Here is a 25,532-nt window from a genome sequence, read left to right on the forward strand (position 1 = left end):
GGAGGTACGGGGCAGGCCCCCGGCACGGGGGTGCGGGGGCCTGCCTGGTACCGGTGTCACGTGCAGCGCCGGTGTCGGCCGGCGGTGGCGGGCGTGATCAGTAGCGGTAGTGGTCGGACTTGTAGGGGCCCTCGACCTTCACGCCGATGTAGTCCGCCTGCTCGGGACGCAGGGTGGTGAGCTTGACTCCCAGGGAGTCGAGGTGGAGCCGGGCGACCTTCTCGTCGAGGTGCTTGGGCAGCACGTAGACGTCGGTCGGGTGGTCCTGCGGCTTGGTGAACAGCTCGATCTGGGCCAGCGTCTGGTCCGCGAACGAGTTGGACATCACGAAGGAGGGGTGGCCGGTCGCGTTGCCCAGGTTCAGCAGGCGGCCCTCGGACAGCACGATGAGGACCTTGCCGTCGGGGAACGTCCAGGTGTGGACCTGCGGCTTGACCTCGTCCTTGACGACGCCGGGGAGCTGGGCGAGGCCGGCCATGTCGATCTCGTTGTCGAAGTGACCGATGTTTCCGACGATCGCCTGGTGCTTCATCCTGGCCATGTCGGAGGCCATGATGATGTCCTTGTTGCCGGTCGTGGTGACGAAGATGTCGGCCGTCTCGACGACCTCGTCCAGGGTGGTGACCTGGTAGCCGTCCATCGCCGCCTGGAGGGCGCAGATGGGGTCGATCTCCGTGATGATCACCCGGGCGCCCTGGCCGCGCAGGGACTCGGCGCAGCCCTTGCCCACGTCGCCGTAGCCGCAGACGACGGCGGTCTTGCCGCCGATGAGCACGTCGGTGGCCCGGTTGATGCCGTCGATCAGCGAGTGACGGCATCCGTACTTGTTGTCGAACTTCGACTTGGTGACGGCGTCGTTGACGTTGATCGCCGGGAACAGGAGGGTGCCGTCGCGGTGCATCTCGTAGAGACGGTGGACACCGGTCGTGGTCTCCTCCGTGACGCCGCGGATCTCGGACGCCAGCTGCGTCCACTTCTGCGGGTTCTCGGAGAGGGTGCGGTTGAGCAGGCGCAGGATGTGGCCGTACTCCTCGCTGTCCGCGGTGGACGGGTCCGGGGCCGCGCCGGCCTTCTCGAACTCGACGCCCTTGTGTACCAGGAGGGTGGCGTCACCGCCGTCGTCGATGATCATGTTGGGGCCGCCGGTGGCGGTGTCCGGCCAGGTCAGCGCCTGCTCGGTGCACCACCAGTACTCCTCCAGGGTCTCGCCCTTCCAGGCGAAGACGGGGACGCCCTGCGGGTTCTCGGGGGTGCCCTCCGGGCCGACCGCGATGGCGGCGGCGGCGTGGTCCTGGGTGGAGAAGATGTTGCAGGAGGCCCAGCGGACGTCGGCGCCGAGGGCGACCAGGGTCTCGATGAGGACGGCGGTCTGCACGGTCATGTGCAGCGAGCCGGTGATCCGGGCGCCGGCCAGGGGCTGGGCGGCCGCGTACTCCTTGCGGATCGACATCAGGCCGGGCATCTCGTGCTCGGCGAGCGTGATCTCCTTGCGGCCGAAGGCGGCGAGGGAAAGGTCGGCGACCTTGAAGTTCGGGGTGCCAGGCTCCGGGAACATCTGTGACTCCTGAGTGATGGAAGAAAATTCAGTGGTGCTCATGCGAGTTCGCGCTGTAACAGGCGGTGGGGATGTGCGGCAGCCCCGGCGTGCCGGTGCAGTTGCTTGCCAGTGAGCGGCTGCTGTGTCAGGTGCGAGTAGGAGTGTGTTGACGAGTGGGTCCCGGGGGTGAGCGCAGTCGAAGTGCTTGCGATACCCGCATGAAGGCAGCGGCATGCGTGCACGTCAGGGCACAGGCGAAGCAGGGGCTCTGTCGACTGACCTGACTGATCGTGGGCCTGTACCTGTGGGTCCCGACTGGCAGTGTTTCGCTCGGAAAATGCAGCAGTAGCAGTGTGTTGATCCGTTGGCAGATACTCATGAGCGACGACCCGCGTTGAAATACTTGGCTTCGGGGTGGTGGATGACGATCGCGTCGGTCGACTGCTCGGGGTGGAGCTGGAACTCCTCGGAGAGCTGCACCCCGATCCGCTCGGGCTCCAGCAGGGCGGCGATCTTCGCGCGGTCCTCCAGGTCGGGGCACGCCCCGTAGCCGAGCGAGAACCGTGCGCCGCGGTACTTCAGCGCGAACATGTCCTCCACGTCCGCCGGGTCCTCGCCGCCGAATCCGAGCTCGGAGCGCACCCGGGCGTGCCAGTACTCGGCGAGGGCCTCGGCGAGCTGGACGGACAGTCCGTGCAGCTCCAGGTAGTCGCGGTAGGAGTCGGCCTCGAAGAGCTTGGCGGTCGCCTCGCCGATCCGGGAGCCCACGGTGACGACCTGGAGGCCGACGACGTCCGTCTCGCCGGACTCCTCGGGCCGGAAGAAGTCCGCGAGGCACAGCCGGCGCCCGCGCCGCTGGCGCGGGAAGGAGAAGCGGGTGCGCTCGGCGCCGTCCTCGCCCAGCAGGATGAGGTCGTCGCCCTTGGACACGCAGGGGAAGTAGCCGTAGACGACGGCCGCCTCCAGCATGTTCTGCGTGTGGAGCTGGTCGAGCCAGCCGCGCAGCCGGGGCCGTCCCTCGGTCTCCACCAGCTCCTCGTAGCCGGGGCCGTCGCCGGCGCGGGACTGCTTGAGCCCCCACTGGCCCTTGAAGAGGGCGCCCTCGTCGAGCCAGGAGGCGTACTCCTTGAGCTGGATGCCCTTGACCACGCGGGTGCCCCAGAAGGGCGGGGCGGGCACCGGGTTGTCGGTGGCCACGTCGGAGCGGGCGGCGCCCTCCTCGGGGCGCTCCTCGACGACGGCGGTGGCCGCGGGGCGCACCCGGCGCTGCTTGAGCTCGGGCAGGGTGGCGCCGGGGACGCCGCGCTTGACGGCGATCAGGGCGTCCATCAGCCGCAGGCCCTCGAAGGCGTCCCGGGCGTAGCGGACCTCGCCCTCGTAGATCTCGTGGAGGTCCTGTTCGACGTAGGCCCGGGTGAGGGCCGCGCCGCCGAGGATGACCGGGTAGTCGGCCGCCAGCTTGCGCTGGTTCAGCTCCTCCAGGTTCTCCTTCATGATCACGGTCGACTTGACCAGCAGGCCCGACATGCCGATCACGTCGGCCCGGTGCTCGTCGGCGGCCTCCAGGATCGCGGAGACGGGCTGCTTGATGCCCAGGTTGACGACGTTGTAGCCGTTGTTGGACAGGATGATGTCGACGAGGTTCTTGCCGATGTCGTGGACGTCGCCGCGGACGGTGGCCAGCACGATGGTGCCCTTGCCCTCGGCGTCGGACTTCTCCATGTGCGGTTCCAGGTAGGCGACCGCGTTCTTCATGACCTCGGCCGACTGGAGCACGAACGGGAGCTGCATCTGGCCGGAGCCGAAGAGCTCGCCGACCACCTTCATGCCGTCGAGCAGGGTGTCGTTGACGATCTCCAGGGCGGGACGGTCGCGCAGCGCCTCGTCGAGGTCGCCCTCCAGGCCGTTCTTCTCGCCGTCGATGATCCGGCGCTTGAGGCGCTCCTCCAGCGGCAGCGCCAGCAGTTCCTCCGCCTTGCCGGCCTTCATCGACTTGGCGGTCGCGCCCTCGAAGAGCGCCATCAGCTTCTGGAGCGGGTCGTAGCCCTCGGCGCGGCGGTCGTAGATCAGGTCCAGCGCGGTGGTGACCTGCTCCTCGTCGAAGCGGGCGATCGGCAGGATCTTGGAGGCGTGCACGATGGCCGAGTCCAGACCGGCCTTGACGCACTCGTCGAGGAAGACGGAGTTCAGCAGGATGCGGGCGGCCGGGTTGAGGCCGAAGGAGATGTTCGACAGGCCGAGCGTGGTCTGCACGTCCGGGTGGCGGCGCTTCAGCTCGCGGATGGCCTCGATGGTGTTGACGCCGTCCTTGCGGGACTCCTCCTGACCGGTGCAGATGGTGAAGGTGAGGGTGTCGACGAGGATGTCCGACTCGTGGATGCCCCAGTTGCCGGTCAGGTCGTCGATGATCCGCTCGGCGACGGCGACCTTGTTCTCGACGGTGCGGGCCTGGCCCTCCTCGTCGATGGTGAGGGCGATCAGCGCGGCGCCGTGCTCCCGCGCGAGGCCGGTGACCTTGGCGAACCGGGACTCGGGGCCGTCGCCGTCCTCGTAGTTGACGGAGTTGATGACCGCGCGGCCGCCGAGCTTCTCCAGACCGGCCTCGATGACGTCGACCTCGGTGGAGTCGAGCACGATCGGCAGGGTGGAGGCGGTCGCGAAGCGGCCGGCCAGCTCGGCCATGTCGGCGACGCCGTCGCGGCCGACGTAGTCCACGCAGAGGTCGAGCATGTGCGCGCCCTCGCGGATCTGGTCGCGGGCCATCTCGACGCAGTCGTCCCAGCGGCCTTCGAGCATGGCCTCGCGGAACTTCTTGGAGCCGTTGGCGTTGGTCCGCTCGCCGATCGCCAGGTACGCGGTGTCCTGGCGGAAGGGCACCGTCTGGTAGAGCGAGGCGGCGCCCGGCTCGGGGCGCGGCTCACGGGCGGTGGGGGCGAGGCCGCGGACCCGCTCGACGACCTGGCGCAGGTGCTCGGGGGTGGTGCCGCAGCAGCCGCCGACGAGCGACAGGCCGTACTCGCGGACGAAGGTCTCCTGGGCGTCCGCCAGCTCCGGGGCGGTCAGCGGGTAGTGGGCGCCGTCCTTGCCGAGCACCGGGAGGCCCGCGTTCGGCATGCAGGAGAGGGGGACGCGGGAGTGGCGGGCGAGGTAGCGCAGGTGCTCGCTCATCTCGGCCGGGCCGGTGGCGCAGTTCAGGCCGATCATGTCGATGCCGAGCGGCTCCAGCGCGGTCAGTGCCGCGCCGATCTCCGAGCCGAGCAGCATGGTGCCGGTGGTCTCCACGGTGACCGAGCAGATGAGCGGGAGGGTGGTGCCGGTCGACTCCAGCGCGCGGCGGGCGCCGAGGATGGCGGCCTTCGTCTGGAGCAGGTCCTGGGTGGTCTCGACGATCAGCGCGTCGGCGCCGCCGGCGATCATGCCCTCGGCGTTGCGCTGGTAGGCGTCGCGCAGGGTGGCGTAGTCGGCGTGGCCGAGGGTCGGCAGCTTCGTGCCCGGGCCCATCGAACCCAGCACCCAGCGCTGCTGCCCGGTCGACGCGGTGAACTCGTCGGCGACCTCGCGGGCGATCCGGGCGCCGGCCTCGGACAGCTCGTGGACGCGCTCGGGGATGTCGTACTCCCCCAGCGCCGCGAAGTTGGCGCCGAAGGTGTTGGTCTCGACCATGTCGACGCCGACGTCGAAGTAGGCGGCGTGGACGGAGCGCACGATGTCGGGGCGGGTGATGTTGAGGATCTCGTTGCAGCCCTCGAGGTTCTCGAAGTCCTCGAGGGTGGGGTCCTGGGCCTGCAGCATCGTGCCCATCGCCCCGTCCGCCACCACCACCCGGGTGGCGAGTGCCTCGCGCAGTGCGTCGATCCGGGTGTTAGTCACGGTTGCTCCGTCAGTCCGGAGGCGAGCTGCCGGGCTGCTGCGAGACCGTAAGTGCTCTTCGCAGTGCGAAGCAGTTGGGCGGTGTCCACCTCGTAGGACTGGGACCCAATCGCGCCCAGGGCTTCTGCGGCCAGGACACAGCCCAGGCGGGCAGCGGATGTCAGGTCAAGACCGCGGCCGATGGCCGCGATGAATCCAGCACGGAAGGAGTCACCGACGCCAGTCGGGTCGGTCACCGGCGCGTCCTGGACGGCTGGCACGATCAGCCGCTCGTGGCCAGCGCGATCGATACGTACACCGGCGCTGCCGAGCGTGGTGACCCACGCGCCGACTCTGGCCAGGACTTGGCTGTGCTGCCACCCGGTGCGTTCCATCAGCAGTGCCGACTCGTATTCGTTGGTGAACAGCCAGCGGGCTCCTGTGACGAGGGCGCGTACATCGGCGCCCTCGAGACGTGCCAGCTGCTGGGAAGGGTCGGCAGCAAACGGCAGGCCAAGATCTCGGCACTCTCCGGTGTGGCGCAGCATCGCTGCCGGGTCGTTGGGGCAGATGAGAACGAGGTCGGGCAGGGCGGCTCCTCCAGCGACCCATGGCCACAGCTCGATGTCGCGAGCCTCTTGCATGGCTCCCGCATAGAACGCGGCAATCTGGTTGGCGGCCTGGTCGGTGATGCACATGAACCGAGCTGTCTGGTGCTCGGAGGAGATCACGACAGCGTTGGTGTCGACACCGTGCTCCTTCAGCCAGACTTCATATTCGGCGAAGTCACTGCCGACAGCGCCAACGAGCAGTGGTCTGAGGCCGAGGCTTCCGAGACCGAAGGCCACATTGGCTGCCACCCCGCCCCTCCGGACTTCCAGCGCGTCGACGAGGAAGGACAATGAGACGTGGGCAAGCTGGTCGGCAACGAGTTGGTCGGTGAACCGGCCAGGGAAGACCATCAGGTGGTCGGTGGCGATGGAGCCGGTGACGATGATGCGCACGGTCGGGTCTCCTCAAATCATCCGGGTAGTCAGAGCCCGGCCGCCGCGCGGAGGGCGTCGACGCGGTCGGTGCGCTCCCAGGTGAAGTCGGCGAGCTCACGGCCGAAGTGGCCGTAGGCCGCGGTGCGGGCGTAGATCGGGCGGAGCAGGTCGAGGTCGCGGATGATCGCGGCCGGGCGGAGGTCGAAGACCTCGGCGATGGCCTGCTCGATCTTCTCGACGTCCGTGGTGGCGGTGCCGAAGGTCTCGACGAAGAGGCCGACCGGCTCCGCCTTGCCGATCGCGTACGCGACCTGGACCTCGCAGCGGGCCGCGAGACCGGCCGCCACGACGTTCTTGGCGACCCAGCGCATGGCGTACGCGGCGGAGCGGTCCACCTTCGACGGGTCCTTGCCCGAGAAGGCGCCGCCGCCGTGACGGGCCATGCCGCCGTAGGTGTCGATGATGATCTTGCGGCCGGTCAGACCAGCGTCGCCCATCGGACCGCCGATCTCGAAGCGCCCGGTCGGGTTGACCAGCAGGCGGTAGCCGTCGGTGTCCAGCTTGATGCCGTCCTCGACGAGCTGCTTCAGCACGTGCTCGACGACGAACTCGCGGATGTCCGGTGCCAGCAGCGAGTCCAGGTCGATGTCGGACGCGTGCTGCGAGGACACCACGACGGTGTCCAGACGGACCGCCTTGTCACCGTCGTACTCGATGGTGACCTGGGTCTTTCCGTCGGGACGCAGGTAGGGGATGGTGCCGTTCTTCCGGGCGTCGGACAGCCGGCGGGACAGCCGGTGGGCCAGGTGGATCGGCAGCGGCATCAGCTCGGGCGTCTCGTCGCACGCGTAGCCGAACATCAGGCCCTGGTCGCCGGCGCCCTGCTTGTCGAGCTCGTCCTCGTCGCCCTCGACGCGCTTCTCGTACGCCGTGTCGACGCCCTGCGCGATGTCCGGGGACTGGGAGCCGATGGACACCGAGACGCCGCAGGAGGCGCCGTCGAAGCCCTTCATGGACGAGTCGTAGCCGATCTCGAGGATCTTCTTGCGCACGAGGGTCGGGATGTCCGCCCAGGCCTTGGTGGTCACCTCACCGGCGACGTGCACGAGGCCGGTCGTGATCAGGGTCTCGACGGCGACCCGGGAGGTCGGGTCCTCCTTGAGCAGGGCGTCGAGGATCGTGTCACTCACCTGGTCGGCAATCTTGTCGGGGTGGCCCTCGGTCACGGACTCCGAGGTGAAGAGACGGCGGGACATGGTTCTCCTGGATATGTGCAGTCGGTTGGACGGTCGATCAACGGCAGGTGCCGCCTGAGGAGTCCACTGAGGGCTGGTGCCTCAGAGGCATACGGCAAGCAGGGGATCAGCTACACCACCGCGCACATCCCCAGTGCCGCTCGACGTGAACGCACTGCGGGTCGTGGCCACCTGGCGCCGGTTCTCCTGTGTACGGCCGGCGCCAGGCATGCCACCGCATGACGCTGGTGTTCACCCTGGTCGGCACCCGCCCGGCAGTGCCGCGCCCGATGGCAGCCGCCGAGGCATGGCTGTGGGGTGTCCGGCCGACGCTGCCCTTGCCTTAGCAGCAGCGCACTGAGCACGTTGGCCGGGGCCGTGCGCACACACTGCCCCTACGACATGCGTCATGGTCCGACGCTTGGAACCTGGCCGTGGTGCGATTGAGCACGATTGACCGGGGAAGCCCCGTGCGAACCCGACAACGCGAGCGGCTTGCTTGAATAGAGAAGAGAGCTGTTCGCCCATTCCCGTCCTCCTGGGTCGGGCACGTGGCGTCACGCGTCACATGTGCGGCTGGATGCGCATGCACTGAATCCGGCCAGATGGCCAAAGCAAAATTGACCCCTTCGCGTGCAATGTGTCAAGGGTGAGCCACGGAATAGGGCGCATCGCGCTCCCTCAAGTGCCTTCCGGGGATAACCAGAGGTACTTGGTGGCAACGGCAACGCGACAGCAGGGGGTGTCCCCTCGGTGCACCAGGGCCCCGCAGCCAGTGGCCAAAAGGCCGCTCCTGCAGGCGCACCCTGACGGCTGGTCACTGCCATGGCAACAGTCCCGCGCCAGGGCCAACTGGTCAAATTCCCTGCCAGCGCGGAGCTGACCCGCTGCACAACTGAAGCCCCGCTGGCGCACGGCCACACGTCACATCGTGACAGGCGAGTCGACCTCGGCGGAGGGCTTGTGCCAGGTCAGCCCCCTCAACCACCCCGCTCGACCTTGAGCAGGTGTCTGGTCGTAACCGGCGCGAAATCCCGATCAGATGACGGCCAGCTGCGTGCTCTGGATGCAGCGGAGGGGCCGACATGCGGCCTTGTCCTGCCTGTGCAGGAGCTGAGCGCAGGGGCAAAGGAGGCAAGAGTCTTGCACATCATGTGCACCGTCTAGGCAGGCTCGTTTATTTCTTGCGGCGAGAGGAGTTGCATGCATATTGCTTCGCCGGGATCGCGCTGCCGATTGCAGGACCGACTCATGGGACTGGCCGCGTGGTTACCCCCACCATTGCGAGGCGTCGAAAAGCTCACGGAATGTTCGGAGGACAGCATGGTTGAGCGTAGTGTTCAGACGGACCTGCCGGGCGAAACGCCCATCCTTTTGATGCAACTCACCACAGGGTTTTGGAGCTTCAAGAGCTTCGCCGCAGCCGTCGAACTCGAGCTGTTCACCCAGCTCTCCCTTCAGGGCCCGTCTACTCTTCAAGAAGTGGCCTCGGTACTCGAACTGGAGGAACGGCCGACGGACCTGCTCCTGGCAGCCTGTGCTTCTCTGGGCCTTCTCGAGAAGACCGGAGACCGCTACCGCAACGCGACCGTCGCTGAAGAGTTCCTTGTCGTAGGGCGGCCCTACTACTTCGGGGGCTTCGTCCGCTACTGCGACCAGCGCGAGTACCCCGCGTGGCACCGTGTCGTGGAGGCGCTGCGCACGAACAAGCCCACCACCTGGGACCCGAAGGTTCAGGACTCACCGTTCGCTGCTGAGGACCCGGTGATGATGGCCTTGTTCTGGGAGGCCATGCACTCCATCTCGACCTTCACCGCTCGCTCACTTGGCGATGCCCACGACTTCGCAGAGTCGAGGCGGATCCTTGACGTCGGTGGAGGATCTGGTGCCTTCACGATCGAACTCTGCCGGCGGCACCCCCACCTCACTGCCACAGTCTTCGACCTCCCGCATGTCTGCGGTATCGCCAAGGGCAAGATCACCGAAGCTGGCCTGGGCGATACCGTCGACACGACAAGCGGAAACTTCCTGAGCGACGATCCGCTTCCGGACGGCTATGACGTCATCCTGCTCAGCATGATCCTCCACGACTGGGATGAAGAAACGAATCGCCAGATCCTCGACAAGTGCTATGCGGCTCTCCCGCCTGGCGGCGCTCTGATCGTGTGCGAACTCGAACTGAACCCTGAACGCACAGGCCCTCCCGCAGCCGCCCTGATGGGAATGAACATGCTCATCGAGACGACGGGTGGGAAGAACTACTCGCAGACCGAGTACGAGACATGGCTCGTCGACGCCGGGTTCGAGCACCCCAGTCACATCCCGCTCGAAGCGGCTGGCGCCAACGGTGCACTCATCGCGGTCAAGGCATAGAGCCATGGTTACCGTCTCCCGTCCAGTCGTAGGACTGCCACCACACGTCCTGGAACAGAGCGCCGTCCTGGACCATGTCACACACAGGATGGGGGACAACCCCAAACTGCCGGCCATCCGTCGACTGCTGGAGAACACCACCGTGCAGTCGCGGCGGGCGGTCCTGCCGCTCGACGAGATCGTCACCTACACCGGACTCGGCAAACGCAATCGCCTCTATCTCGAGCATGCCGTCGCCATGGCGACCAGCACTGCGTTCGAAGCGCTAGAGGCCGCGGACTGCCGGGCCGAGGACATCGATGCTCTCGTGGTCGCCAGTTGCACAGGCCACGCCCTCCCCGGGATAGACGCCCACTTGGTCAACTCCCTGGGACTGCGGCCTACAGTCCGGCGCACCCCTATCGCCCAGATGGGGTGCGCCGGAGGCGCCTACGCACTGGCCCAGGCAGCACGCAACATTGAGGCGCACCCCGATGTACGCCATGTACTCGTCGTCGCCGTCGAACTGCCCTCCTTGTCCTACCAGGCCAATGACGTCAGTATCTCCGGGCTCGTGTCTAGCGCTCTCTTCGGTGACGCCTGCGCAGCTGCCGTGGTCTCCGGCGACAACCGTGCCGGCCTGCGGCTCGGCGAAGTCTGGGAGTACCTTTTGCCGGGGTCTTTGGACGACATGGTCTACCACGTTGATGAGGAGGGATTTCATTTCGACACCCTGCCGTCTGTCACCGACTGCATTGCCCGGACGGTGCCCCACCTGGGAGCATGGTTGCAGGCCAGCAGCCCAGACACCGATGCGTGGTCCCCGCAATTCTTGGTGGCCCACACCGGCGGACCCAAGATCATGGACACTCTCAGAGACGGTCTCGGCTGCTCTGAGGACCTGCTCCGCCACTCTCGAGCCAGCCTGCGGGAACTGGGTAACACTGCGAGCGTTGCCGTCCTCGACGTCCTGGCCAGGACGTGGCAAGAGGCGACCACATGTCCAGAAGCACCCGGACTGCTGGTCGGCTTCGGGCCAGGCGTCACGACGATCGCCATCCGTGTCACTTGGGCACCAGGCGACCCATCTGGCCAGCAGGAAGCCAGCGTGGAAGTCATGGCATAGGAGTCGGCGCCTGTTGCGTCGTTGAGTGCTGAGGGGTGATGCCACAGTGCCCAGTGCGCAGCAAGTGCCCGCTGCTCGGCACCTGGCTTCGACGCCATCGCGTCAGGAAGGCTCCGGCCGGTGCAAAGGCTCGAACAGTCGGAGTTGTTGCGGTCGAGTCGAGCATCCTTTGCTGAGGGTCAATGCAGGCCATTCCCGTGGGGTGATTCAAACCGTTGGCATGGGTGGCGATTGCCTCCTGCCGAAAGGCGACTGCCCAGCGGGCCGCAAGGCGCCTGACCTGCTGAGCGGCCTGTCAGGCAGGTGCGCCGAACCGGTGACCGGGACGTCCGGCGCATGGGGCAACCCACGCCCATGCCAACGGGTTAGGGGGTGGGGATATGGCGGATGCCGCCGGACTGTTCGCTGCAGACAGCGCGAGGGCGCGACTGCATGGATTGCTCTCGCTGCGGGAGCAGGCGGAGCGTGGCCCGAGTGACCGGGCGACCGAGGCGCAGCATGCCAAGGGCAAGCTGACGGCGCGTGAGCGGATCGCGCTGCTGCTGGACGAGGGGTCGTTCCGTGAGGTCGAGCAGTTGCGGCGGCATCGTGCGTCGGGGTTCGGTCTGGAGGCGAAGAAGCCGTACACGGACGGTGTGGTGACCGGCTGGGGCACGGTGGAGGGCCGGACGGTCTTCGTGTACGCGCACGATTTCCGGATCTTCGGGGGTGCGCTGGGCGAGGCGCACGCGACGAAGATCCACAAGATCATGGACATGGCGATCTCGGCGGGTGCTCCGCTGGTGTCGCTGAACGACGGTGCGGGTGCGCGGATCCAGGAGGGCGTGAGCGCTCTGGCCGGGTACGGGGGGATCTTCCAGCGGAACACGAGGGCGTCGGGTGTGATCCCGCAGATCTCGGTGATGCTGGGCCCGTGCGCGGGCGGTGCGGCCTACAGTCCGGCGCTGACGGACTTCGTGTTCATGGTCCGTGAGACCTCGCAGATGTTCATCACCGGTCCGGACGTGGTGAAGGCGGTGACCGGCGAGGAGATCACGCAGAACGGTCTGGGCGGTGCGGACGTGCACGCCGAGACCTCGGGCGTCGCGCACTTCGCGTACGACGACGAGGAGACCTGCATCGCGGAGGTCCGCTACCTCCTGTCCATGCTCCCCTCCAACAACCGCGAGAACCCGCCGACCACCACCGGCGACGACCCCGCCGACCGGCGCTCGGACGTCCTCCTGGACCTGGTCCCCGCCGACGGCAACCGCCCGTACGACATGCACAAGGTCATCGAGGAGCTCGTCGACGACGGCGACTACCTGGAGATCCACGAGCGCTGGGCCCGCAACATCATCTGCGCGCTCGCCCGCCTCGACGGCCAGGTCGTCGGCATCGTCGCCAACCAGCCGCAGTCGCTCGCCGGCGTCCTCGACATCGAGGCGTCCGAGAAGGCCGCGCGCTTCGTGCAGATGTGCGACGCCTTCAACATCCCGATCGTCACCCTCCTCGACGTGCCGGGCTTCCTGCCGGGTGTGGACCAGGAGCACGGCGGCATCATCCGCCACGGCGCCAAGCTGCTCTACGCCTACTGCAACGCCACCGTGCCCCGGATCTCGCTGATCCTGCGCAAGGCCTACGGAGGCGCCTACATCGTCATGGACTCGCAGTCCATCGGCGCCGACCTCACCTACGCCTGGCCCACCAACGAGATCGCCGTCATGGGCGCCGAGGGCGCGGCGAACGTCATCTTCCGCCGCCAGATCGCCGAGGCGGAGGACTCCGAGGCCATGCGCACCCGCATGGTCAAGGAGTACAAGGCCGAGCTGATGCACCCCTACTACGCCGCCGAGCGCGGCCTGGTCGACGACGTCATCGACCCGGCCGAGACCCGCGAGGTCCTCATCAGGTCCCTCGCCATGCTCCGCACCAAGCACGCCGACCTCCCCCTTCGCAAGCACGGCAACCCCCCGCAGTAGCCATGAAGATCTACGACAACGTCCCCCTATTGCGGGTCCAGCGCGGGAGTGCCAGCTACGAGGACATCGTGGCCATCGTCGTGGCGTTGGGCATGCTCAGCGGATCTAGCAGACACCAGCCTGAGGCACCAGGCTCCACAGCCACGCCCGCACACGCATTTCGCCCGTGGCTGCGTCGTTCTTGGCGGCCCACACACGCTGTTCCGTGGAATGAGCACGCGTGCTGGCCTCCAGCACGCTGTGAATGGTCGCTTGGATCGTGCTCGTGAGGGCCGAGTACCGCCAACTTCGGCCGTCGCTTCTGCGGAAATGCGCCGGGCGCGCAAGCTACGGATCCTCGGCAGTCCGTCGAGCATGCCATTTGCCGACCCGGTGAGCCCGCGTCCGAGCCAGACTCCAGATCGTGGATCCGCCTCGCGAACTGTGCCCTGTGCCGGCGGTGTCGTCCGCGCCTTTGGTGCGAGTGTCGGGGCAGTCGATCGGGTCGGGGTACGAGGCGAGCTAGGCTGCTGAAGGCGTCCGAATGCCGGGCCATCTGGCCTCTGACCTGCAAAGAAGCAAAGTGCAGCGAGACGATGCCATGGTCGCCCGTAGCTCACGGACGTCGCTCTACGTAGGACAGCGGATGCCCGCCGGTAAGTACGACCTGCTGCTAGCGGGGTGGGCTGGGGTGGGGCGGGGTCGCCACTTTAGGGGTGGGCCCTAATGTCTTGGATGTCTGATTGCTCTGTTATTGGAGTAAGCGGTCTATGGAAGACCGAAGTGCGGAGATCTTTCCGGATGTGATTGTTATGTACGTCACTGCACAGGACAGCGCCTTTAGCCCCACTGCCAATGCGGCGGGGAAGATCCCAGCCCCGCGCAGGCCCGCCGAGGATGATGAAGTGACGCAGGCCCTGGAGTGTCGTCCAGAAGCGGCAGGCCAGGCCCGGCATACCGCAGAGGTGGCCTGCCGTGCCTGGCATGTGGACGGGGAAGCAACCGACGCGGTGCTGCTCGTGGTCTCCGAACTAGTCACGAATGCCGTTGAGCACGCGCAGCCCCCTGTCACGCTGAACCTGCAACATGACCTGGCAGATGGAGGGGTGTGGGTGGGCGTTACTGATGGTGGCCCAGCGGCACACGACGGTCCCTGGATCTCCTCGTGCTCGGGTGACGAACACGGCCGGGGCATGGACATTGTGGATGCCATTGCCGAGACCCACGGAACGCACTGCCACCAGGGTGGCACGACGCACTGGGCTCACCTCTCTGCTGCGTGAGCACAGTGAGATCGCGGAAGACAACGCCGAGGCACACGGCGGGCGCGGACGCCACATGCCTCTCGTTGGCAGGCGACGACGGATGTCTGCGCGCTGCCGAATCTCTGCGGTCAGTTGCTCTGGCGCCTCGACTCGCCGATCACCTGATCCTGCTTTCAGCGGGCCCTCGACCGTCTCCCGTCGCACTCGCTGCTACGGCTCCTGGCGTGGACAGCCATCCTTGGCCGCGAACGTAGATAATCAGCCGTCGCCGACAATCGGCTCCATGATGCGGGCGCACCACCAGGGGCCCGTCTTGAAAGGCATCTCGTTTAGCCTCGCGCTTTCATGAAGCGGGCTGTCCGACGGGCGGTCAGGTAAACGAGAAGTGCCTCTGACCAGCAAGAATGAGGATTGTCGAGGTCCTTGTTCCTGCCATGCCGGAGGCACTTCCCAGGTGAAGAAGCGTATCGGGTCCTATCCACGCGTCCGCATCGAGGGCGGTGGTCGCGGAGTGGTGTCCCAGGCCGGGGCCGTGCTGCTGGTCGAGACCGCCCGCAAGGCCGGGCTGGACCAGGCGATATCGACGGCACTGACGCCGTGGCGACGTTCACGGGCAGTGCACGATCCAGGGAAGATCCTGCTGGACGTGGCACTCGCGGTCGCCCTGGGCGGGGACTGCCTCGCGGATGTCGGGATGCTGCGGGCCGAGCCGGCCGTGTTCGGGCCGGTGGCGTCCGACCCGACCGTCTCCCGGCTCGTCGACACCCTCGCCGCCGCCGGGCCGAAGGCCCTGTCCGCGATACGGGCCGCGCGGGCCGAAGCCCGCGAGCGCGTCTGGAGCCTGGCCAAAACCGCGGCTCCTGACGCGGGCGGGCAGGTGATCGTGGACCTGGACGGGGTCCTCGTTCTGGCCCACTCCGAGAAGCAGGACGCCACCGCGACCTGGAAGAAGACCTTCGGACACCACCCCCTGATGGGGTTCGTCGACCACGGAAGCAGTGGCAGCGGGGAGCCGGTGGCCGGCCTGCTCAGGCCCGGCAACGCAGGCAGCAACACCGCCGCCGACCACATCACCACCACCCAACTCGCCCTGGCCCAGCTGCCGAAGAAGTACCGGCGCGGACGCCGGACGCTGATCCGTACCGACTCAGGAGGCGGCACCCACGAGTTCGTCGCCTGGCTCGCCCAACGCGGCCGGTGGCTGTCGTACTCGGTCGGCATGACCATCACCGAGCAGATTCACCAGGCCGTCCTCAAGGCCCCCGCCTCGGCCTGGACGGCGGCGACCGAGCCCGGCGGCGAGATCCGGGACGGGGCCTGGGTCGCCGAACTGTCCGGCGACTGCCTGAAGGGCTGGCCGAAGGGAATGCGGCTGATCGTGCGGAAGGAACGGCCTCACCCCGGCGCCCAGTTGCGGATCACCGACGCCGACGGCCTGCGGCTCACCGCGTTCGCCACCAACACCACCGGCATCCCGATCGCCGCACTCGAACTGCGGCACCGCCGGCGAGCCCGGGCGGAGGACCGCATCCGTGCCGCTCGCGCCACCGGCCTGCGCAACCTGCCCCTGCACGACACCAAGCAGAACCAGATCTGGCTGGAGATCGTCCAGATCGCCCTCGACCTCCTCGCCTGGATGCCCATGCTCGCCCTGACCGGCGAAACCCGCAGGTGGGAACCCCGCCGCCTGAGGCTCCGCCTCTTCTCCGCCGCCGCCCAGCTGGTCACCACCGCCCGCCGCCGGCACCTGCGGTTCGCCCGCCACTGGCCCTGGACCCACATGATCACCGACGCCCTGGCACGACTCGAAGCCCTCCCGAACCCCGGCTGACCAGCGTGTTCCCGTCCCTGCGAGCAGCACCACCCCCGCCGGAGCCGTGGAACCCGGCGCCCACCCGACGCGACAGCCGGGCCATCAGCCTGACCACCACCAGCCCGAACAACCGAAACGGCCCGCCGAAGAAACCCACGGACCGTCACGAAAGATCGAGGTTAGATGCGCTGAAGGACCGCTGCCTCCAGCAGATGGAAGGCCTGTCGCATCTGGAGGCATGTTGCAACACGGGTGGATCGGCAGAACCAGGATTGAGACCGATGGGTCAAGCTGAGCGCGGACTGGCCGCAGTGAACGGTGGCAAGCAGGGCGATCTCGAACTCTTCTGCGATCATTGAGTGGGTGGACGCCCGGATCGTGGCCGGCTTCGGGACATCCGTCGGCACGCCATCCCCGGGCTGCTCGCCGACGGCGCGTTGGGCCTGCTCAAGACGCTGCGCGAGAGTGATCCGGAGTTCGTCCCGCTGGACGCACCCCCCGCCGCATGCGACCGCAAGGGCGACAGCGGAGCCGACTGTTCGGCCAGGCACCACTGGCACGGCGTGAACGTTCAGGTCGTCACCAACTCCGCTGGCGAAGTTTGGTGGACTTCTCCCGCGCTGCCAGGCTGCATCATGACCTGACCGTGGCCCGCACCTACCACACCGTCCGCGGGCGGCAAGCTCACCCTCACCCAGTGCACCGTCAACCGGGCCCCTGGCCGCAGTTCGGGCACCGGTCTAACGCGGCATCGCAGGGCTTAAGTCCTGGCAAATCTTCCACAGATCCCGCATCAGCCCGAACCGCGAGGCAGCCATCGCCAAAGCTGTCCTCGTTTTGGAGAGGCAGAGCTGAAACCACTCAGTGCGGGCTGTGTACCACCATTGCCGTCCGTGAGCACACCTCTGGGCGCCGCTGCAGGATCAGGGCGAGTCGAAGAGGCCTCGGGGACAGCGCACGGCCGCTGGTCGTCTTCTGGATCATCATCTGTTTGGGCGTGGCGCCCGCGTCGGTGGTGGGCCTTGTGTCTGGCCCAACGCCTCGGGAAGCTCCTGCCGACGCGTAATACCAAGCTTCCGGAAGACAGCGCCGAGGTGGACCTCGACGGTTTTGACGGTGACGTGCAGTTGCTCGGCGATGTCGGAGTTGCTGTGCAGAGCGGCGGCCAGGAGCGCGATCTCGTACTGGCGGGGCGTAAGGGGCTGCGCGATCTTGCCGACGTTGAGGAGCGGTGTCCGGGCGCCCTCGCAGCGGGATGCGAGGCTGGTAGCCCGCTGCGCTGCCGCTGCTGCTGGCCGACCTTGTCCTGCTTTGGTCAGGGCTGCTCCCGCTGCATTGGCTGCCTCAGCGGCCATGAGGTCGGCGCCGAGTGCTTCCAGCTCGTCTGCCGAGGCGAGGAGCTGGTCAGGGGCGTTAGCGGCGAGTGCGGCGGTGAAGGCGGCCCGGGCCGGCGTCAGCGCCCCCTGGCTCTGTATCGCGAGCTGCGCGAGGCGGGTCATGACCTCAGAAGCACCGCCAAGGCGGGCGATGTCGGTGAGAAGTCGTGCTTCGGCCGGTAGGTTCTCGGCCTCTCGGGCAACCTTTACTCCCTCAGCGAGGACTTGTCGTGCTTTCGCCAGGTTTCCTTGGGATGCAAGCAACCACGCACGCCCGATCCGGTCTTCACCGTGCAGATGGACCATGGGCGTATACGTCGTGGCTTCGGCAAGTGCGTCTTGTGCCGCTCCCTCGTCGCCCAGCAGGGCTGCCGCACAAGCCAGCCCGTCCAGAATCTCGGGAAGCATGTGATGGAAACCGTAGGTGCGAGTCAACGACGCGGCTTCGGCATACCAGCCGCGGGCGGTCTCGGGGCGGCCGGCCATCAGTTCGGACCGGCCGAGGAACGCGGCGATCCAGGCAGAGGGGATCGGTGAGGCGCGAGCAGTCATCAGCTCCGTCAGTGCACCCTCTGCGGTCTTCTGGTTCTCGGTGAACTGTCCAGCGTCGGCGAAGGCCCGGATCGCCGGAATGAGCTGCGACGCGGCATGGACCGAGTGGGTTCGTCCGGAGTTCACATCCCGTAGCTGGGCAGTGTAGGCGTGCACAGCCCATTCGGCGCCTTCAACGCACCGGCCGAGCCGAACCAGTGCCACTGTCCTTGTGGTCGCTGCCATGTCCCATGTTCCGGCATCGAGTGCGTCTGCTGGATCGTCCTCCAGATCCAACAGCAGAGGCATGCCCGGGGTCGGGACTTCGACGAGGTAGCGCACCCACGCGTCGTTCAGTTCGACGACACGCCGCCCCGCGTCGCTCGTTGCGCGGTCCCGAGCCGCGTTGACTACTGCATACGCTGCCTCGGTGCGGGATTGAATCCAGTAGAAGTTCCGTACACGCATCGACATGATGGCGAGCAGGTCCTCTTCCGTGTCCGACATGACGTCAGCTTCGGCGAGAATGTTTTCCGCTTCTTGGCACCGGCCGAGCAGGGCCAGCGCCTCACCATGGATGAGTTGCGTCGCGGCGGTGCGGGCGTCGGATGGCAAAGCCGACATGAGGGTCAGTACCTGCTGAACATCGGTGGCGTGACGGGCCAGATTGGCGGCTCTGACCAGCAGGGCCGGGTCCGCGGTTCCCGTTGCGGCCAGACGCCATGTGGCCACTTGAAGAGCATCGTCACGGCGCCGCGGCCCGTACGACTCCACGCGCTCGGCCTGCTGCAACAGCATGACGCGGCGGCGCAAATGCGGAATCTGCTCCCGGAGTACCTCTCCGTACAGAGGGTGCGTCAGGCTCATTGTGGTGCGCCGCCACTCGGCGCTGACACGTACCAAGCCGGCCTGTTCCAGGTTGATGAGCACCTCGACCGGTGCGAGTGCTTGTGCATCTGACAGGCCGATGGACCCGCACAGCGCCAGGAGTTCCAATACGGGGCGGGCCGGTGCGTCAGCTACGGCCAGGCGGGCTTGGATGACCTCGATCAGCTTCGATGTGCCCACCGGGCGGTCGCCTGTCAGCTCCCAGATCTCCCCGTCCGTGGTCAGACTGCCCGAAGCCAGTGCACTGAGTACCAGCTCTCGCACGTAGAGAATATTCCCCTCAGAGGCAGTGAATAGCTCGCGAAGGGTCTGACGCTCGATCGGGCCGCCGAGAGCCGTCCGGAGGACTTCCTCGACGTTCTGGCGGTCGAAGGCTGTGACATCGATCTGCCGTACGACGTCTCGGTAGCAGAGCGCTGCGACGGCCTCGGAGATCGGTTCCCCTGCACGCACGGTGCAGATGAGGCGGATCACGCCGGCGTCCACCAGTTGTTGCAGCAGGAGGACGGAGGTGGCATCCAGCAGATGGATGTCGTCCACCCACAGCGCCCAGCGGGTGCGCTGCTGTGGCCCGGCCAGCGAGGCGGCTACCTCTGCGAAGCCCTTCATAGGGTCGGAAAGATCCACTCCTGCGGGGATGATGTGCGCGATGGCACCCAGTGGCACCGTGGCGGCCGCGGCGGTCGCCGTCGCCTGCAGAACCTTCCAGCCACTGGCAGCGGCTCGCCCGAGGCACTCCTCGGCCAGCCGCGACTTCCCCACTCCCGGCGGTCCAAAGATCCGCACACCTTTGCACCGCTCATCCGACCACGCAGCCTCGAACTGGTGGAGTTCCCTGTCCCGGCCGATCAGTGGCCACGGAGATGCCGCCAGAGCGCGAACTTCCATGGCTTTCCTTCTGCTGTCCGAATACGGAGCTACTCATGGACGGCTCTCTGACTGAACTGCCGTCCGCAATACATGGAGATGGCTGCATAGTCCGACTCCATTTTAGTGCCGGATGGTATCTATGTCCGCGACGGACTATGTCAAGCCTCCTGGTCCTAGCTAGCGCTGCGCTGCTCGAGACCGGGGTCCTGCTGAGGGCGACGGTGCGCAGTGATGTCCCCGCTGATCAGGAGGGAGAGCCGATCAGGGTTCGGCTTCCGTGCGGCCCACGGGCGGACCGACTCGTAGTTTGCCGCGGCCCGGATGACTGCGCCGTCAGCGTGCAAACCGCCGGCGATCTGGAGGCCCACGGGGCGGCCATCACTTGTGAAGCCAGCAGGCACTGTGATGGCCGGTGCCGTGAGCATGTTGTAGGGGTACGTCAGCAGCCAGCCCAGCAGGCGACGCTGAAGAGACTCTCCGGTGAGCCAGTCTGGACAGAACTGGCTGTGCGGAAAAGCTGCTTCCGCGACGGTGGGCGAGACCAGAAGGTCATAGCGCTGCATGAACGTGGTGTACGCATCCCACATGCCGCCGCGGAAGGCATCTGCGTTGCCCTTCTGTACGCCGGTCAGGCGCTCTGCCTCCTGCATGAGCGCAATGAGGTCGTCGTCGACTTCGCCGCGCAGAGTCTCCCAGTCCAGGAGGTCATGTTCCGAGGCAAAGCCAGGCACCCAGATGCCATTCCACATTGCTTCCTCGGGGTTCCCCCATGGGGGTGTCGCTTCCTCGACAGTGGCCCCGACTTCGGTGAATGCTTCTACGGCAGTGGCACAGATAGCAGCTACTTCGGGGTCGATCTGTGTACTCAGGCCCAGGTCAGGGGAGTACGCGATGCGCCAATGGCTGACGCTTCGTTCCAACTCGGCGAGGTAGTCGGTGCCGTCATCAGGCAATGACAGCGGGTCTTCACGATGCCGACCGGCAGTCACCTTCATCATGAGCGCACAGTCAGCCACGGTCCTCGCGATGGGGCCGTGGTAGGCCCAGGTGTAGTAGCGGCCGGCGAGAATCGTCTGCGGGATGCGGCCCAAGGACGGCTTGAAGCCGACCACGCCACACAGCGAGGCCGGGATCCGCACCGACCCGGCACCGTCGCTGCCTTCTGCCAGTGGGCCGAGACCCGCTGCGACAGCCGCCGCTGCGCCACCACTCGACCCGCCCGCGCTGAACCCTTGCTTCCAAGGGTTGTGGGTTGCGCCGTAGAGATGGCCTTCAGTGCCTCCCCAGTAGCCGCTCTCAGGGGTGTTGGTCTTTCCCAGGAACACACCTCCTGCGTCGCGCAACCTCCTGACGACGGCCGCATCGCGCTCACCGATGGCACCAGCGAGAGGGCGAAGGCCGAATGCGAGAGGTTGATCCTTCATCGCTGTGAGCTCTTTGATGGAGTACGGAACTCCATGAAGTGGTCCCAGACGGTCTCCCGACATGATCGTCCGGTCGCGAGACTTGGCTTCGGCCATCACCTGCTCAGGATCGAAGCTGATGAACGCATTGAGCTCCGGATTCAAGGTCTCGATCCGCGTGACGATGGCCTCCGCCACTTCAGTCGCGGACACTTCTCGAGCTTTGATCCTCGCCGCCAGCGCCACTGCCGGCATCCAGGGGATGTCCTCGGGGTTCATGACCTGGTCCTCACATCCGTCGGGTGGATCACTGAGCGACGCACTCCCTGCACGGTGGGGTCCACGATTCCGGACAGTTGCCGCATCCCGCATCGGTAGATCTGCCGATTCCCAAACCCCGTTCTATGATGGTGGGCCCCTGTTCCCGTGCACCAAGCTGTGGCATCGTGTCGCTTCAGTGCCAGGATTCGAGGAGGCGGGATGGACGCCGACGACTTCGGGGGCGCCATCGGGCAGGTGGCCGACGACAACCTGCTGACCCGGTGTTCAGGTGTGCTGGATCTGGCCAGGTGGCGCATCGGAAGCGACGGGATCGCGCTCGTAGCCATCGACCGTGCAGGGGCTATGCCGTCCGTCGTGGTGACGCTCGGCTACGATGCCGACACGATGGCTTCGCTGACCTCCAACGCTTTCATGCTTGAATGTCGCGAACTCCAACGCCAACTCGCCCACCCACTCGATATCTACTCGTGGGAGGACGTCAACTTCGCCGACAGCCGCTTCGCGCAGGAGTCCCTGGTACCTAGGGGATTTCGCAATGGGATGTCCGTGCCGCTTCGCGATCACGACGGAACGCTGGTCGGGCTCATGCATGCCAGCACCACCCGCCCTGTGATTGACGCACAAGCCAAGGCGCTGGTGCTTTCGATAAGGCCGCAGCTCGCTTCACTGACAGATACCGTCCGCACGGCACGGCAGACGGCGCTCACATCGCGCGAAAAGGAAGTTCTGCGTCATCTGTGCTGCGGTTTGAGCAACCACGAGATCGCCGCGCGCATGTTTGTCACCGAGCGCACGGTCGCTACGCACATGGAGCACATACTCCGCAAAACGGGGACACCGAATCGCGTCGCTGCCGCAGTCTGGGCCCTGCGCCACTGCTTGTCAGCGTGAAGAGGCTCTAGGGTCCGTCTCCAAAGGATCTTGCCAGAGCAGGAATGATGCCAGGCTGACCGCCGCTTCGTAGGAGGTGGCGGTCTTGTCGTATCTGCTGGCGATGCCGCGGAAGTCTTTGAGGCGGTTGAAGCAGCGCTTGAGGGTGTTGCGCCGGCGGTAGGTCTCCGGGGCGAAGCCGGGTGGTCGGCCGCCGCGGCTGCCGCGGTTTCGGCGGTGCTTCTTCTGGTCGTCTTTTTCGGGGATCGTGGCGGCGATGCCGCGTCGCCGCAGGTAGGCGCGGAATCCTCTTGGGCTGTAGGCATTGTCTGCCACGACATGGTCGGGTGTGGAGCGTGGACGGCCCGAGCCGATGCGGGGCACGCGTATGCGTTCGAGCAGAGCCTGTGCCATGACGCTGTCGTGTCTTTGGCCGACGCTGAGCATGAGGGCCGTAGAGCGGCCCTTTCCGTCGCAGGCGAGGTGGAGTTTGGTGGTCAGGCCGGCCCGGGATCGGCCGAGGGCGTGATCGTCCGGTTCGTCCTGCCGGTGCTTCCCCCTTTTCGTCCGTTGGCAGCGGCGTGCTGATGGGCCCGGACGATGGTGGAGTCGATCTGGACGAGCCAGTCAATGTCGCCGGCCACATCCGCGCGAGCCTGGATCTGCTGCAGGGCCCGGGTGAATACGCCGTCGATCGCGTAGCGGCGGAACCGCGTGTAGACCGTCTGCCAGGAGCCATGGCGTTCTGGCAGGGTCACGCCAGGAAATACCGGTACGGATCGTGTAGACCATCCCCTTGATGATCTGCCTGTCCTCCGACCGAGGTCGCCCCCGAGCGGCCCGCGGTATCAGTGGAGCGAGCAACTCCCACTCAAGTTCGGTGAGTTCATGACGGCGTATCACGACACCATGATCCACCATCGAACGACCCACGACACCATGATCCACCATCGAACGACCTTTGAAGACGGGCCCTACTGATCTTTTCGTAAGTTCTGTGGGTCTGGTGGGTGGAGGGTAAGGCCGGTGTGGGTGAGGAAGGACCAGGGCAGTTGGGGGTTGGTGTTGATGCGGTGGATGCCTTGTTCGGTGGCGTCGGCGACATCGGCGAGGTGGTCGCCGGCAAGGTTGGCGAGCTCGCGTTTCTTCAGCGAGGACCACAGCAGTTCCACCGGGTTGAGCTCGGGTGCGTAAGCCGGTAATCGCTCGAGGGTGAGCCAGTCCTGCTCGGCGACCCAGGCCCGCATCGCCCGGCTCCAGTGAGCCGACAGCCCGTCCCAAACCAGCACCACCCGTTCGCCGTTGTAGAACACCTTCATCTGCTCCAGGACCTCGATGAGTGCGGCGGTGTCGTAACTGCCGGGCTTGAGGTGGAAGCACAACCGAGGACCTCGGTCCGGGTCCGCGGCGTGGTAGCCGAGGGCGCCGGCCATCGAGGCCCGCTTCCAGTTCAGCCGGTGCCGCAGGAACGGGGTGCGGCCGCGGGGCGCGTAGGTGCGGCGGACCTGCGGCAGCAGCGACACTCCTGATTCGTCGAGGAACACGATCCAGGCACGTGTGTTCACGGCCCCTTTTTGATCCGCGGCCACTCGTGCGCGATCCAACGGGCGATCTCGGACTCGTCGCGCTCGACCGCCCGACGCTCGGGCCGCTGCAGACTCCACCCCAGCCGGCCGGTCAGCAGCCGCCATACCGAGGCCCGCGACAAGACCACTCCGGTCACCCGCTCAACCACCAGGCCAACCCGTTCCAGGGTCCACAGATCGGCCTCGAAACCATGGGCTTGGGCGCCTTGTTCCAGTGCGGTCCGCACCCGCTCGACCTGGGCGTCGTCCAGCTTGGGCGGACGCCCGGTGGCGGGACGTCGGCGCAGAGCATCGGCGCCGTTCTCCTCCCAGACCCGTTTCCACCGCCGCACACTCTCGTCACTGACCCCGAGCATCCGGGCGATATCGGCGTTCGAGTGTTCCTGGTCGAACAACTCGGCCGCCCGCACACGCCGGGCCTCGGACAGCTGCGGCCGTGTCAAAGGAGGAACAACAGACGAAGGCTTGAAAGACACCACATCAGGATCCCACCAACGAAGCCGTCGAACCCACAGAACTTACGAAAAGATCAGTAGTAGACGACCTCCAGCCTGCCTCTGTAGTGGCGACTAGAGGATGTCTGACTGCCTAGGTGGATTCGTCCGGGAGGGGCCGATCTCATGGGGTGTGCCGGTGCAAGGGAAACTGCCCCGATGGGCGCTGCAGGGAACAGCAACCGAGCAACGGCCATCGAACGACCGGAGCGACGCGGGGTTATCGGTCGAGCACGCTCCGGGGCGTATCGGCCCACGCCTGCCGCGCGAGGGCATCCCTGACCTGCCGCACGTGCCGCCTGCTCACCGGCAGCATGCGATCGCCGAGCCGAACAAAGGTGCCTCCATAATCAAGCCGCACTTCGGTGACCTCGCGCATGGCCACCAGGTAGCTGCGGTGTGTTCGGACGAAACTGTCATCGCGCCAGCGCTCTTCCAACGTGGCGAGTGGTATTCGCACCAAGTGATTGCCCGTCTGAGCATGCAAGCGGGCGTAGTCCCCGTGGGCCTCGACGTAAAGCACTTCGCTGCGTCTGATGAAGCGGGTGACCCCTCCCAGCATCACGGGGATCACCTCGTCGGAAGGGGTGGTAACCGCCCCGTGCCATGGACGCGAGAGACGGCCGGCCCGCAGAGCAACTCGACGCACAGCTTCGGCAACACGGTCGTGAGAAATGGGCTTGAGCACGTAGTCCACGGCGTGAGCGGTGAAAGCTTCGACAGCACGATCGTCACGCGCGGTAACGAAAACAATGCTTGGGGCCTGCGCGACTCGGGACAGTGCGCTGGCGACGGAGAAGCCGTCCAGACCAGGCATAGCGATGTCCAGGAAGACGGCATCGAGAGGGCGCCCTGACTCCATGGCCCCGCCGATGTCGAGTAGTGCCCGTACTCCGTCAGTCGCTGTCCGTACTTCTCCGACCCGCGGGTCGGAGCGGAGCAAGTACACCAGCGCCTCCAGGGCTGGTGCTTCGTCATCTACGGCGAGAATGTGCAGCACGTGGTGAGGCTATTAGGCCCACCCAAGGGCATGCCTCGTTTCGATACTCATATGCACCCAAAGTGCATACTATTCTGGCCTGTCGGCGATGACCTCTTGCCAAGTGTGCCATGGGGGTGCTCGTGGCAG

General features: G+C 66.5%; 15 protein-coding genes and 2 pseudogenes. 7 read left to right on the forward strand and 10 right to left on the reverse strand.

Annotated elements, in window-relative coordinates; translation table 11 throughout:
- Nucleotides 1–97 precede the first annotated feature (97 nt).
- From ahcY to metK, 4 genes are all read right to left on the reverse strand, one after another.
- The gene (gene ahcY / locus JE024_RS39050) at nucleotides 98–1,555 is read right to left on the reverse strand and encodes an adenosylhomocysteinase (protein WP_205378717.1); all 1,458 of its coding nucleotides are present in this window, start codon (nucleotides 1,553–1,555) and stop codon (nucleotides 98–100) included.
- 357 nt (nucleotides 1,556–1,912) lie between these two features.
- Nucleotides 1,913–5,407: a methionine synthase gene (gene metH / locus JE024_RS39055; protein ID WP_205378718.1), complete on the reverse strand. Its 3,495-nt coding sequence runs from the start codon at nucleotides 5,405–5,407 to the stop codon at nucleotides 1,913–1,915.
- A complete protein-coding gene (locus tag JE024_RS39060) occupies nucleotides 5,404–6,390 on the reverse strand; it encodes a carbohydrate kinase family protein (RefSeq protein ID WP_205378719.1) in 987 nt (328 codons plus the stop codon). The genes metH and JE024_RS39060 overlap by 4 nt, the downstream gene beginning before the upstream one ends.
- A gap of 29 nt (nucleotides 6,391–6,419) precedes the next feature.
- Nucleotides 6,420–7,628, reverse strand: a complete 1,209-nt coding sequence (gene metK / locus JE024_RS39065) for a methionine adenosyltransferase (RefSeq protein WP_205378720.1) — start codon at nucleotides 7,626–7,628, stop codon at nucleotides 6,420–6,422.
- Nucleotides 7,629–8,930: 1,302 nt separating this feature from the next.
- On the opposite strand from metK, the gene JE024_RS39070 reads away from it, so the two are divergent.
- The 6 genes and pseudogenes from JE024_RS39070 to JE024_RS39095 form a co-directional block, all read left to right on the forward strand.
- A complete protein-coding gene (locus JE024_RS39070; protein ID WP_307840746.1) occupies nucleotides 8,931–9,980 on the forward strand; it encodes a methyltransferase in 1,050 nt (349 codons plus the stop codon).
- A 4-nt stretch (nucleotides 9,981–9,984) separates the two neighbouring features.
- Complete coding sequence (locus JE024_RS39075) at nucleotides 9,985–11,085, forward strand: type III polyketide synthase (protein ID WP_205378721.1); 1,101 nt, start codon at nucleotides 9,985–9,987, stop codon at nucleotides 11,083–11,085.
- 380 nt (nucleotides 11,086–11,465) lie between these two features.
- Nucleotides 11,466–13,046 carry an acyl-CoA carboxylase subunit beta gene (locus tag JE024_RS39080; protein ID WP_205378722.1) on the forward strand — a complete coding sequence of 527 codons (1,581 nt, stop codon included), beginning with the start codon at nucleotides 11,466–11,468 and terminating at the stop codon, nucleotides 13,044–13,046.
- Between the two features lie 749 nt (nucleotides 13,047–13,795).
- Complete coding sequence (locus JE024_RS39085) at nucleotides 13,796–14,308, forward strand: ATP-binding protein (RefSeq protein WP_244883708.1); 513 nt, start codon at nucleotides 13,796–13,798, stop codon at nucleotides 14,306–14,308.
- Nucleotides 14,309–14,744: 436 nt separating this feature from the next.
- Nucleotides 14,745–16,121 carry an IS1380 family transposase gene (locus tag JE024_RS39090; RefSeq protein ID WP_205377879.1) on the forward strand — a complete coding sequence of 459 codons (1,377 nt, stop codon included), beginning with the start codon at nucleotides 14,745–14,747 and terminating at the stop codon, nucleotides 16,119–16,121.
- Between the two features lie 351 nt (nucleotides 16,122–16,472).
- Nucleotides 16,473–16,958 (forward strand): annotated as a pseudogene (locus tag JE024_RS39095) (transposase family protein); the annotation flags it as partial.
- A 128-nt stretch (nucleotides 16,959–17,086) separates the two neighbouring features.
- Here the strand turns inward: JE024_RS39095 and JE024_RS39100 are convergent.
- Together JE024_RS39100 and JE024_RS39105 are read right to left on the reverse strand one after the other, a co-directional pair.
- Entirely contained in the window at nucleotides 17,087–19,786 is a 2,700-nt protein-coding gene (locus JE024_RS39100) for a LuxR C-terminal-related transcriptional regulator (RefSeq protein ID WP_205378723.1), read from the reverse strand.
- Nucleotides 19,787–19,941: 155 nt separating this feature from the next.
- Entirely contained in the window at nucleotides 19,942–21,450 is a 1,509-nt protein-coding gene (locus JE024_RS39105) for an amidase (protein WP_205378724.1), read from the reverse strand.
- Between the two features lie 201 nt (nucleotides 21,451–21,651).
- Here JE024_RS39105 and JE024_RS39110 point away from each other — a divergent pair, with 201 nt between their 5' ends.
- Nucleotides 21,652–22,344, forward strand: a complete 693-nt coding sequence (locus JE024_RS39110) for a response regulator transcription factor (protein WP_205378725.1) — start codon at nucleotides 21,652–21,654, stop codon at nucleotides 22,342–22,344.
- Here the strand turns inward: JE024_RS39110 and JE024_RS39115 are convergent.
- The 4 genes and pseudogenes from JE024_RS39115 to JE024_RS39130 all read right to left on the reverse strand — a co-directional run bounded on the left by JE024_RS39115 (nucleotide 22,336) and on the right by JE024_RS39130 (nucleotide 25,403).
- Nucleotides 22,336–23,244, reverse strand: a pseudogene (locus JE024_RS39115) (IS5 family transposase). The gene JE024_RS39110 and the pseudogene JE024_RS39115 sit on opposite strands and share 9 nt — an antisense overlap.
- Nucleotides 23,245–23,297: 53 nt before the next feature.
- Nucleotides 23,298–23,888 (reverse strand): transposase, encoded by a 591-nt coding sequence (locus tag JE024_RS39120; RefSeq protein WP_205378726.1) that lies wholly within the window; start codon nucleotides 23,886–23,888, stop codon nucleotides 23,298–23,300.
- A complete protein-coding gene (locus JE024_RS39125; protein ID WP_205378727.1) occupies nucleotides 23,885–24,385 on the reverse strand; it encodes a winged helix-turn-helix domain-containing protein in 501 nt (166 codons plus the stop codon). Before JE024_RS39125 ends, JE024_RS39120 begins: the two co-directional genes overlap by 4 nt.
- A gap of 238 nt (nucleotides 24,386–24,623) precedes the next feature.
- On the reverse strand, nucleotides 24,624–25,403 hold the full coding sequence (locus JE024_RS39130; protein ID WP_205378728.1) for a LytR/AlgR family response regulator transcription factor: 780 nt from the start codon (nucleotides 25,401–25,403) through the stop codon (nucleotides 24,624–24,626).
- Nucleotides 25,404–25,532 lie beyond the last annotated feature (129 nt).

This window comes from Streptomyces zhihengii (genome assembly GCF_016919245.1).
Lineage (GTDB): Bacteria > Actinomycetota > Actinomycetes > Streptomycetales > Streptomycetaceae > Streptomyces > Streptomyces zhihengii.